Annotated in this window: 4 protein-coding genes; all 4 read left to right on the forward strand. The window is 50.0% G+C overall.

The window, feature by feature from the left end:
- The first annotated feature begins 150 nt into the window (after positions 1 to 150).
- The 4 genes from Ga0451573_RS08080 (at position 151) to Ga0451573_RS08095 (ending at position 12,968) form a co-directional block, all read left to right on the forward strand.
- Entirely contained in the window at positions 151 to 7,824 is a 7,674-nt protein-coding gene (locus Ga0451573_RS08080) for a cytochrome c3 family protein (RefSeq protein ID WP_231683378.1), read from the forward strand.
- A 212-nt stretch (positions 7,825 to 8,036) separates the two neighbouring features.
- Positions 8,037 to 9,128: a cytochrome c biogenesis ResB family protein gene (locus Ga0451573_RS08085; protein ID WP_231683379.1), complete on the forward strand. Its 1,092-nt coding sequence runs from the start codon at positions 8,037 to 8,039 to the stop codon at positions 9,126 to 9,128.
- A gap of 14 nt (positions 9,129 to 9,142) precedes the next feature.
- Positions 9,143 to 9,991 (forward strand): c-type cytochrome biogenesis protein CcsB, encoded by an 849-nt coding sequence (ccsB, locus tag Ga0451573_RS08090; RefSeq protein ID WP_231683380.1) that lies wholly within the window; start codon positions 9,143 to 9,145, stop codon positions 9,989 to 9,991.
- A 31-nt stretch (positions 9,992 to 10,022) separates the two neighbouring features.
- Positions 10,023 to 12,968: a B12-binding domain-containing radical SAM protein gene (locus Ga0451573_RS08095; protein WP_231683381.1), complete on the forward strand. Its 2,946-nt coding sequence runs from the start codon at positions 10,023 to 10,025 to the stop codon at positions 12,966 to 12,968.
- Positions 12,969 to 13,140 lie beyond the last annotated feature (172 nt).

The following is a 13,140-nucleotide window of genomic DNA, read 5'->3' on the forward strand; positions in this document are numbered from 1 at the left end:
ACATGGACGGGTTAGCAATTTTTCTTGCTTCACAAAAAGGTAGTAAATGGAAAGAGGGTAATAAACAGGTTATTCGACTTTACGAGAGGAGGTGAGATAAAGATAATGCTAAAATGTAGAAGAAAAATGTGCCGAAAGGAGGTTGGGTATTTGAAGAAAATAATTTTGGCAGTTTTGGGTTTGTTTGTTATCATGACACTATTCGCTTCCAGTGGAGGAGGTGCATCTGCTGCTGGCGCTGACTGTGCCAATTGCCATGGAACAAATGTTTCTGATTTTACGGTAGCATCACCTGTGCTAGGCGAGACTTGTACAGTTTGCCATGGAGTGATTAGTGCACGGCATTCTTCACCTGGATGGATAGCAGCATATGTGGATGGTGCGGGATATTTTAAATCACCGGACAGTGTTTTAACCGGTCCCCCCAATATACACTCATATCACAACGGTATGAATACGCCTGCTGGAAGCGATGCCTGTGCCAGGTGTCATCGAGCAGCATCTTGTGAAACCTGTCATACTCCGGTCAATCATAAGCCACACGGCAGTACCGAAATGGAGAGTTATCCATCATATACCGTAGCTATCGGCATAGGTTTTGGTTCTCAGGACATTAGCTGTTCCGCTTCCAATTGTCACAAATTTTACTCCCCAGGCATTGTTCCATCAGGTCCTGACGATACAACAAACCTCTGCTTTAACTGTCATAGCACCGATAAAACCGGTCATGATGATACCCAACTCGCAGCAGTACATACTACAACATTTCCCAGTGAACTCATGTTTTCCGGCCAATTAACAGGCTTTTACCCGGTAGATTGTTCCGGTTGTCACAACAGTACTCTTGATACTGAGCACGCAAATCAGGATATAGACTGCTTTACCTGCCATAACTCAACAAACACCGCCATACTCAACGTAATTGATACAGCCGGCGGTCTGGCAGCCAACCGCTCCTGTGACAAGTGTCACTTTAATGCCGGAGTGATCCCAGTGCCTGAAGAACATACCCTTTTCCACATTGCTACAGAGAGCAGCAATCTGCGGATTGACGGTGCGCCCCATGATTCCTGCAACACCTGTCACCAGAGGCAGGAAATCTTTCCTAAGATTGCCGCACTGGCAGGTAGTTCTGTAAAGAACTACTCATGCCTTGACTGCCACAACGGTGACGGGACCAGCGGTTCCAATCCCAAGGCTCCGGTACACAGCGCTGACTATAACGGCCAGCAGATGAATATCATGGATGTTCATGCCAGTTGTGCAACCTGTCATACTCCGGACACTACATATGCTGCAGCAATTGACACAATTATTGCGGAAAATCGCAGTGACAGTTATTCCTGTACAGAATGCCACACTGATTTATCAGCCGGCCACAAGGCCGCTTTTGAAGGTGTTGTCTATGATGACACAACTGCCTTCCACCTAAAGTGTACAGACTGTCACAAGCCAACCTATAAGTCCACCATCACCAGGCTTAAGGATGAGGTTAAACTCGGGGGCAGCTATGACTGCTCAGCCTGCCATACGGCTGTGGCCTTAAAAGGTGATTCACCGTATTACCCGGCGCATGCCGCAGGGTCAGATGAGATTGTCGGCTTCCACCCGCAATCCTGTAATACCTGCCATGGTACAGCGAACGGTCAATATGTGATCAGCCTTGACCCCATGAGGGACAACCTGCCGGCATCTGGCTATGCCTGTACCGAGTGTCACAATGGGACTATAGCCAACGACCCTTATCACCAGGCAAAGGCTGACGCTGCAGCAAATCCTGAGGATGTTTCCACCACATATCACCAGGCCTGCAGTACGTGTCATGGTAATTCAGTTGTCCGGCAGGTACTGGATGGACTCAAAGGAACAGTTACTGCGCCATACCTGTGTTCTGAGTGTCATAATGAAACTCTGGACATGGCACCGAACCATAAGGCTAAAATGGTAGCTGCAGATACAGCAGAAGCAACGATTACCGATTATCACCTTGATGCAGATGGAGAGACCGCATGCGGGATGTGCCATGGCTCTGCCAGGCTGCCGGAAGGGACGATAGCGGCTCTGAAGACTGAGACGGCATACCTGTGTGATGACTGTCATACACCCGACTCGGTGATTACGTACAGCCATACTGCTGATTTCGGTACTGCTGCTGTTGACCAAAATACCACCGGTTACCATGCCGCCTGTCAGAGTTGTCACGACAGCGCTGCGGCCAAGCCCGTAATCAAGGAACTCATAGGCCAGAGCAGTTATGACTGCAGCCGGTGCCATAACGGTACAGTTACCTATGCGGCGCTGCACCAGGCTGATATGGATACTGCATCTGGGCCTGCTGATACCGTTGCCTACCACCCGGACTGCTTAACCTGCCACGGCAGCGGGGATGCTGATGTATCGGGATTCATTGAAAGCAATAAAGGGGTTTCAGACTCATACATGTGCAGTGACTGCCATGGTGACATTCAAACCAGGCATGTCAGCACAAGCTCGCTTACCGGTGGGATGATTAACTGTTCATGGTGTCATTCAAACCAACTGATTGATACACACGTTAATCCCGGTATTGACCTGCCCAGGGCAATGGATTGTGCTACCTGTCATGACCCGGCTTCACCGGTCAGGGATCAGATAGCTCTGGGGCTTACACGCTGTGAAGACTGCCATAACGGGACAGATGCAGAGAGGTCTCACCCCGACAGCCAGTATTATCCGAGACACATAGCAAATCCCTTCCCGGTCTTTATGCCGGAATACGATACTGACTGCAGTACCTGCCATACCAATAATTCACTGATTACACTGCATTCAGATATTTATGTGGGCTGCAATACCTGCCATTATATCGAGGCCTATAAGCCTGCGGTAATCAGCCTTAGTGTTGACTGCAGCGGCTGTCATAACGCTGATATCAATCCGGCTATGGATATGGTGGATACTCATAAGGAGTTCCATTTTGCTGATTTATCAACATATCCGGAAACAACCGGATGTCTTGAGTGCCACGCCGGAGATGCCACTGCAGACGGGCAGAGCCTCCTGGGAGTGCATAAGAAGGACAGCGCTTCCACGGTATCATGCGATACCTGCCACGGCGCTGCTGCCAGGCAGACTGCCAAGGATGCTATTGCTGCCAATAATATCAGCTGCCAGGCATGTCACGGAACCGGGACCGGTCACGAACATAATGTTGCGGCAAATGGCTATGCGGCTGCACCTCAAGTTAACTGCAGCGCCTGCCATAAGGATGCTGCGGATGGTACGGCTGAACTGGCTGCGGTACACCAAGATGCGGCTGATAGGGGGCTGATAGCAGATTATAGCTGCAGTACCTGCCATAATCCGATATTTGAAGGAACTGTAATTGTCAAGGACGGCAGCCTGGATATGCTCAGTGGCGGAACTCCCATCTACTGTACCGGCTGCCATAACGGCACACTGGCAGATGCCCTTGGGACAAAGTACCCGGCCCATGATGGCAATCATATCAATGCCACAGGATATGGTGCTTACCAGGGAACATATAACGGCATTGCTTTTAATGACAGTATGTTAAGCTGCGTTGGGTGCCACCCCAGCCTGGATACCAAGGTTGTGCATGACAAAGACAATCTGAACTGCAACCTTTGTCATAACAGCACAAACGCGGCTGTACAGTCAGTGATTAAGGGTTCATGGAGCCGTGCCGATACGCCGGCCGCCTATACCTGTTCTGACTGCCATAACACTCTGCCATACAAACATATGCCGGAACACAAATCATATGGAATGGATCCAATAGAATGCAATAGCTGTCACGATGGGACTAATGCGGTGGGGAACTTTAATGCTCCCAACCTGCCCGGGTATACTACGGCGAATGTCACAGATATTCACCTGGCTGCAGATGGGACCAAAGACTGTAACCTATGCCATGCCAGCACCAAGGAAAACGTGGTCTGGAATATTAACCACTTTAAGGACAGAGTTTCACCGCCATACTATTGTGAGAACTGCCATTCCGGACACAATGAACAGCATGAGGTAACCAGCTACCTGAAGGACAGCGCTGACACAAGCTGTTCCAAGTGTCATACAAACCACGTGGCCTTCCAGCACAGCGGTCTCTGGGATGTCAGCATGAGCTGCCAGACCTGCCATACACTGGAACCGGCCCTGCCGGATACTCTGCCCACTATATGGGCTAACCTAAGCAATAAAACTGCCCCACCCGGGTTCACCTGCCAGGATTGTCACACAGGTATCCAACAGGGGCATAGCCACCCCGTTGCCGCAAATGGTTATGCGGCAGCCCCCGAAGTTAACTGCAGCGCCTGCCATTCGGATACGGCAGACGGGACCGCCGAACTGGCTGCGGTACACCAAGATGCGGCTGACAGAGGCCTGATTACAGACTATGGCTGTGATACCTGTCATAATGCAGCATTCGAAGGTATCGTAATTCCCATGGATGGCAGCCTGGATATGCTCAGTAACGGAACACCGATTTACTGTACCGACTGCCACAACGGCACACTGGCAGATGCCCTTGGGACCAAGTACCCGGCCCATGATGGCAATCACTCAACAACTGCCAATGGTTACGGGCTGTATAACTGGGATTCCAGTGTGGATTGCGCCCAGTGCCATACAACGCTGGATATCTATGACAACCATATTTATACGGGTTCAGCGGCAGACTGCAATTCCTGCCATGCCAATACAGCGGCGGGAGTGGTCGGTGTTATTGAATCCAACTGGAGCCGTACGGCAGATAAGGCGGGTTACAACTGTTCAGACTGTCATAACTCCCTGACTTACGGCCACCGGTATGAACATACCGGCACAGGTGATGAGCCGGTAACCTGCAGCGGATGCCATAACGGAACTGCGGTGACCGGAGCATTCAATGCACCTGCGGGAACAACCGCCACTGTAAGTGACAGCGATATCCACCCGACCTGCAACAAGTGTCATACCACTGCCAACAGCGTGGTTCAGGCCTTTATCGACGCGGGAACAGGTCAGGACAATTCGGTTTATGCCTGCAGCGCGTGCCATGATTCCATTACACCGAAGCATAACAAGATGCACGAAGTAACCGCATTCACTGCAGATGGAGCCACCGGGTGTGCCAACTGTCACCAGAAGGATGTCACTGCTCAGCATAGTGAAAGCTTCAAGGCAGGGCTTAATTGCGATACCTGCCATGGTGCCGGAGCTGCGGCAGCACTGCCGGAGACACCGGAGATAATCACGTCAAACCTGAGTTCAAATGTGAACCGGACCGGATATACCTGTACAGACTGCCACGGCAGTGTTTCCCACCAGCACCGGGTAGCTAAAAACGGTTATCAGTCCGGCCAGGCAGGGGCAGGCTCAGCAGAGTGTTCCACCTGTCATGCCACTGATGTATCGACCGGTGAAACTGAGTTGGCATCCCTGCACGAAAATGCGGGTATTACCGGATATGGCTGCAGCACTTGCCATAACAGTACTTTTGAGGGGACAGGTAAGGTGATTTCCGGAGACGGAAGCCTGAACATGAACAGGAACGGACAGTCCATTTACTGTGCCGACTGCCACAATGGAACACTGACAAATACCGTGGATTCAGGACACCAGCCGGAACACCTGGCCAAACACAGTGCCACCAATATGGATTGCTCAAGCTGCCACGGGTTCTCTGCAGCTGCAGGGGAAGCAGCGGATATTAAGTCAGCTGCGGTACATAGCGATGGATGTGTTACCTGCCACGGTGATAATGTCAGAAGTGATGTAAAAATTCTTGTGGCTGCAAAGACCGGTCAGAATAACCCCATATATGACTGCGAGGATTGCCACAGTGTCATTCACCTGGGCTGGGAACAACTGCATAAACCCGTATTCCCGACAGATACCGATATGAATTGTGCCAACTGCCATAACAATTACCTGCCGGGAGAGCATACCAGGTATTTTGATACCGGGGACTCTACCGGTGGAACGGATGAAACTGGCAGCAAGGTGGCTTACAAAGTGTTCCGCAGCAGTGACGGCTCTACCTGGTCACAGGCAGGGACAACAACGGGAACCGCGTTCTCAATAGGCGGACTGACCCCTGTTACCCAGTACTGGTTTAAGGTTCAGGCATATGATGCCGCAGGCAATGTTTCCGGATTTAGCAATACCGCCACGGCAACGACCAAGGCAGCGCCTGTAACGTCGCCATCCGAGACAGTTGGCCCTGATGATGCCAGATGGGGGAAAAATATCGATGCCGACAGGTATTATGACCGGAACATTGACTCTACCGTTACTTCCCGCTTAAGTGACAATAACGACGGCAGTAATGTGGAAATCAGGGAAAACGGTGACGGTGATTGGTGGGTATATGTCAGGGCAGATAAGGATGCCCGGGATTACTCGTCAGTGAAGCTGAAAGTCAGGTTCCGCTGGGATGACAGTGACTGGTCAGGGAATATGCTATTCTACCCGTATAAGAGTGACGGGAAAAACATCAATACCGGAGCTGTTGTGGACTATAAACTGAGCAGGCCGAGCACCAGTTATACATGGTATGAGGTTGATGTGACCGAGGCCGCTCATGCTATGGACGGCTATGGGTTCATTAAATTCCGCATCAAGCCGGGCAGGGACGGCAGCGCAGAAAGGGCCAAGCTCAGTGAAGTAAGCTTCATTCTGGAAAGCCAGGGCTCAACCGGCTCTGAAGACTCAGTTACTACATCGTCAACCACTGTTCCTGCTGATAACAGCGGAACAGATACGGTTCCGCCGACAGACCCGACAGGCCTGACAGCAGGTGCATACAACTCGGCTCAGCTTGACCTTGCCTGGACAGCATCCACCGATAGCAGCCGGCCTGCTCCCACACCTGTCGAGGGAGAAGCCCGGACCTGCGCTCTCTGTCACAGCAGTACTGTCAGGGCAGATGTGAAGACAGCGGTAGCCGGCGGCAATGCCAACTGCAGCGCCTGTCACACCATCCATGGCGATATAGGCACAATGCATACCGCACCGGCATACGGTTTCAGCGGCTATACCTGGAACTGCGGCAAGTGTCATACCACCGTGCTGACAGATGAACACGCCAACCGCGGTCTGGATTGCGCAACATGTCACGACAGCGCCAAGGCCAAGGTTCAGGGAGCAATTGCAACTACTGCTGCCGATGGCAGCAACCGCAGGTGCAGTAACTGCCATACCGGAACTGCCGACGGCGCGGGCGTAATTCACAGTGACCTGAACAGCGCTCACCTGACAGGAATTTTCCCGACTGCTACTGATAGTGATTGCCTCAACTGCCACAGCACACAGCAGCAGGACTTCGTATCTGCCAAGGGTTCTTACCATGTAGTTGACACCTTAACCAGTAAGGCCAACAGTAGTTATGGCACCTATGTCAGCCCATGGACGGCAACCAGCTATGTTGGCTGCCAGGGCTGTCACGGCGCCAGTACCCCTGGAGGCACCCTGGCCTATGCAAATATTCTAAAGAGGCCATATACATACACCAGCAGCTCCAGGCAATCTGATATGCTCTGCTTCATGTGCCATGACAGATATACATATGGCGTCGGTGGCGAAAGTGCCGGCAGAACCGGTTTCAGCGACGGAGATAACCTGCATAATATTGGCGACCATAACGAGGATGGTCTCCGGTGCTCCTGGTGTCACGCATCTATGCCGCATGGCACCAACAAGGCACATCTCATAGTTACCATTGGTGAACCCAACTCCAAGGGTAACGTGTTGACCAACTTCACCCACCCGGCCAGCGGTCAGTACCGGGAGAGCAGTTGTGGTTCAAATGTCAATGAATGTGATGAGCATGATGAATACTAGTAGAAATTGGATGCTATTTTTGAAAAAGGATAATGGCAATAAATGTCGAATTATATCATTGAACCAGATTTAATGCTTATTTAGTGTTTTTTATCAGGATAACTAAAGCTGTGCTGTTAAAACGGCACAGCTTTAGTACCATTTTTTCTCCTACTGGATGTAAAACTCATTGCTATATTAACGGAATAAGGGTTAAGGAGCGGGACAATCTGATGGCGGGAAACTATTCCCTTCAAAATGTGTGGAGTTTTGTGAGGTCGAAAAAACTTGCGGCGGTGATGATACTGCTATTGACATTGGTATCTGCTGCCGGAATGGTCATCCAACAGGCGAATATTTTTCAAACCCCCTGGTTTACAGCGATTGGAATTATATTTTTGATTAATCTGACTGCGTGTACAGTTCAGCAGCTTATCAACTGCTTCAGGTTGGTGAGGAAAAAGCCGGTTTCGGATAACGGAAGGAATTCTTTCCGGGTTAAGGGACCCTGGAGGTTATGGGGAAGCGGTATTTTTCATATAGGTCTGATCATTATTGTTGTAGGAGGTCTGGTCAGCGGTTCTGCCAAAATGGCAGGACAGATCAAGTTGGCGGAAGGTGAAGAACGGTATGAGCTGCACCATAATTATGACAGTATTAATGAAGGCCCGTTTTTCAGGGAGCGCCGGCATCGGGGGTTTGGTCTTAGGCTGAATAGTCAGGAGGTTATACCCGATGATAACGGAGATGTTGACGAAATTATTTCCCACCTGGCAATTCTGGAGAATGGTTATGTGGTCAGACAGGAAGCCATATCGCAAAAGGAACCCCTGGTTTACCGGGGCATCAGGATTTATCAGGGACAGGCAGGATTTGCCCCATCAATAGAAATAAGCGGACCCGGAAATAAAGTCCTGGTTAGTACATATCTCCTGCTGGAGTCAAGAAAAACCGGGGGTAAAACGGAGTTTGGCTTCGAAGGTTTCACTGTGCCGGGGACACCATATTCATTAAATATAAGGTTTTACCCCGACATGGTTCAGCAGGGTGCGGAAATAACCACCGAAAAGTATATCCTCAGTAATCCCGCAGCAGTAATCACAGTCACCGATGGCGCTGAAATTATTGCCAGGGAGGTTGTGAGAAGCGGTGGGTTTATGGAATTTGCAGGGTATCGGGTTAAAATTGGTGATATCAGGCATTGGAATGCCTTTGACCTGGTCAATGACCTGGGAGCGAATTTTGTGTTTGCCGGTTTATGGGTTGCTCTGGCAGGTTTGGTAATTATGTACCTGCCGGCATCCAAGAATGCCCGGCAAAAATAAGGAGTTAGGAAGCAATGTTTAATGTAAAAATTCAGCTCATCCTCTATTGGATGTCAGTAGGCTGTTGCTTTTTAGGAACGGTATTCTTTATTGCCGGATTCATTTTTAAAAAAGACAATTTTGAAAAATATGGCGGCGGTCTTGCGCTGCTGGCATTTATCCCTTTAACGGCGGGACTGGTGAATAGGTGGGTACAGACAGGACACTTCCCTTATTGGGGTGTCTATGAGGTGATGATGTCATATGCCTGGGGAGCGCTTTTCTTTTACCTTGTAGTTTGGTTCTGGAAACCAAAGCTCAGGATTCTGGGCGCTTTTGTTCTTCCGGTGGTCATGCTGATGGTGGGTATAGCCGTGATGGGTTCTTCAGAGATGAAAGAAATTCCCCGCACGTTTTTCACATACTGGCTGGGGATTCATATATTATTTGCCAAGCTTTCCTATGGAGCGGCTTTGGTATCAGCAGGTCTGGGAGTGATTTACCTGTTGAAGAGGCGGCAGGAGGACAGGGGCAGGGTCCATCCATTTCTGCTGAAAATGCCGGACCTGACCAAACTGGACCACTGGAGCTATCAGTTTACCGCCTTTGCTTTTGTAATGCTGGGAATAATGATTGCTTCAGGGGCTGTCTGGGCTTATAAGGCCTGGGGGCGCTACTGGGGCTGGGATCCTATCGAAACCTGGGCCCTGGTAAGCTGGCTGGTATATGGCCTTTCCCTGCACCTGAGGGTAACTCTCGGCTGGAAGGGCAGGCGCGCTTCCTGGCTGGCTGTATTTGCACTTATTATGATTGTTTTTGCGTTTTTTGGCATTCCCCTGTTTTATCCCAGTGTTCACGAACACTTGAAATATGCCATGATATAACACATCCAGGGCAGAAAAGGAGCTTTTGTTTATGTCATTGAATATCCTTCTGGTAACACCTCCGTATCATACCGGCATAATTGAAGTTACCGGAAAATGGCCGCCGCTGAGCCTGGTGTACCTGGCCGGTCACCTGAGAGCAAACGGATTTCAGGTTAAGATATATGATGCCATGTCCCTGGACCACGATATCAATGATGTCAGCAGGGTTATTTCAGAGGAAAACCCGGATGTGATAATGATTGGGGGATTTACTTCAAGTATTAATGCTGCTGTTGAAGTCCTGAAGGCAGCCAAGGATATCAATCCGGATATGGTAACCTGTCTCGGTGGTATTCACGCTACCTTCTGCGGCTGCGAACTACTTAAGGAAATGCCCGGAATTATCGATTATATAGTAAGGGGTGAGGGGGAGCAGACCGCTGTGGAACTGGCACAGGCTATTAGTGATAGGGAGACACCTGACCATGTCAGGGGCCTGGCCTGGCTTGCTGATGGCGCTGTTATCATGACCCCTGAGCGCGAATTTACCAAAGAAATGGACCATCTTATCCCGGCATGGGATTTGTTGGACTGGAACCTGTATAAATATAATGTAACCGGAAGAAGGCTGGCTCTGGTGGGGTTGTCACGGGGATGCCCGCACAGCTGCAGTTTTTGTTCCCAGCACCTGTTCTGGAAGGGTACCTACCGCACCAGAACCCCTGAGAACTTTGTCGCAGAGCTGGAAATGCTGCACCGGGATTATGGTGTCGGTATGTTTATGATGGCTGATGAATTCGCCACCTGTGAGCCGGAGGTCTGGGAAAGAGTCCTGGACCTGCTTATCACTAAAGGGCTTGATATTCACATCAGTCTGGAGACAAGGGCAGATGCGGTTGTCAGGGACAGCAGCATTCTGCACAAATACCGCCAGGCAGGGATTGTACATGTCTATGTGGGTGTGGAAACAGTGCACCAGAAAACCATGGATGGTTTCGGGAAAGGGCTCACGGTTGACATCTCCCGCAGGGCTATCGATCTGTTAAACCGGCATGATATTATTACCGAATGTTCTTTTATCATTGGGAATCCCGGTGACACTGAAGAGGATATTGAGACAACCCTGCAGACCGCACTGGACTATGCCTCTGACCTGGCACATTTTTTGCTGCTGACGCCATGGCCTTATACCGAAATGTATGACCAGGTAAGGGAATATATTGTAGAGAACGATTACTCCAAATACCATTTTGTTTATCCGGTGATAAAGCCGGCACAAATGGAAATACCGCGCTTATGGTCGGCATTGGTTAACTGCTTCCGGGTATTTTACCTCAATAAGGTGCAGCAATTGGTATTGATGGAGGACGGGTTTAAGAAGGACTATATGCTGAAATCGGTCCGCATCATGCATACCCACTTTTTTGTTAATAATTTTGGGAAAAACACGATATCACTGCCTGCTGAAATGGGCAATATTATAGACTCCATAATTGGGATGAGTAAGGAGGACGGCAAGATGTTAAATGAGAAAGAAGTGACCGCACTGTCAAGCGAGCTTGATGCTGATATTGTTGAATTTATCCAACAGGGCTTGGATAACAACGATGAAGAAAAATTTAACCTGCTGGCGCTGAGGGAATTCAGGATTCAGTTTATGGCCGGTTCCGTTTACCGGGAGTATTGTGAGAAACAGGAACGTACGCCGGAAACAGTAAGCCACTGGTCAGAGATACCTGCGATTCCCACCTCTGCCTTCAAAGAGCACATAATTACCTCGTTCCCCTTAAAGGATGCCGAACTGGCTTTACTGACCAGTGGGACCACCGAACCGGGCATGAGGGGCAAAATTTACCGGGATAAGCCCAGTCTGGATATGATTCTGAAGGCTAATAAGATGATAACCAAATCCCTCCTGTTTCCTGATATTGACCGGATGCGCATTCTGCTTCTGGTTCCATCACCAAAAGTAGCGCCGGCTATGGCTATGGCTTTTGGACTGGAACAGATGAAAAACGAGTTTGGTACTGATGACAGCATGTATTTGATAACACCCAACGGCTTTGAGACCGAAGCGCTGATTGAGGCCTTACGTGAGGCTGAGGAAAGCGGCGCTCCTGTTACTTTGGTAGGCGCAACCTCCGGATTTGTGCATTTCTTCAACGGTTGTATTGAAAAAGGACTCGCCTTCCGGCTCCCGGAAGGAAGCCGGCTTTGTGACGGCGGTGGTTACCAGGGTACTTTCGGTGATTGTTCCCGGAATGATTTCTATGCCAGATGCGCGGAGTACCTGGGGGTACCCCCTCATATGTGCATAAATACCCTGGGGATGAGTGAAAGCGGGACAAACTATTTTGACAATACAATCAGGAATTTCTTTAATGGTGTGGCGGAAAAAGAACGTTATAAGGTTGCTCTTCCCTGGACCAGGACTGTTGTGGTTGGCCCCAGAACCGGACAGCGGCTGCCCGAAGGGGAAATAGGGCTGATCCGGCATTACGATTTGACTAACCGGGCTACGGTACTGGCTGTGCAAACTGACAATATCGGTTATGAAACAGAAGGCGGGTTTGAAATAATCGGCAGGGCACAGGGCAATCTCCTGGGCTTTGGCCTTGAGCCGACCAGTGTCAAGGACTGGATACTGGCAGGCCATCGGGAGGACCATAGTGCAGCCGGGATACATCCCACGACAGGCCATGGCCACCCAGCCATTGGTCATGGTCACCCAGCTGCCGGAGATGGACATCCCGGCCAGGGTTGTTCGGCTGCAACGGCTGAAATGCTGGCACCTGCCCATGGAGCGCCGTGTTCTACAGTAGCAGATGGGATGATGAGATCACATGGAGCGCCATGCTCCACAGTTGCCGATGGGATGATGAAGGCCCATGGAGCGCCGTGCTCTACAGTAGCCGACGGGATGATGAAGGCCCATGGAGCGCCGTGCTCCACAGTTGCCGATGGGATGATAAAAGGTAAAGCAGAGGTGAAATAATGGGGCTGTATACCTGGCTGCTGTCAGGTCGTTAACAAATTGTTAACAGCCTTTTAACAACTGTGCATAAATTTGAAAAGGAAATAGTGGGGGGAATCTTGAATTATTCAATACTGAATGTTATAAATGTTTTGCAATCTAATAACCTGGGATTTTAAATATTTGAGAAAGT

The organism is Phosphitispora fastidiosa, from assembly GCF_019008365.1.
Classification (GTDB): Bacteria; Bacillota; Thermincolia; order Thermincolales; family UBA2595; genus Phosphitispora; species Phosphitispora fastidiosa.

What these genes read in the sequence shown, in the direction of transcription:
- ccsB (WP_231683380.1), top strand. Translation starts at nt 9,143, where the DNA reads ATGTTTAATGTAAAAATTCAGCTCATCCTCTATTGGATGTCAGTAGGC.
- Ga0451573_RS08095 (WP_231683381.1), top strand. Translation starts at nt 10,023, where the DNA reads ATGTCATTGAATATCCTTCTGGTAACACCTCCGTATCATACCGGCATA.
- Ga0451573_RS08085 (WP_231683379.1), top strand. Translation starts at nt 8,037, where the DNA reads ATGGCGGGAAACTATTCCCTTCAAAATGTGTGGAGTTTTGTGAGGTCG.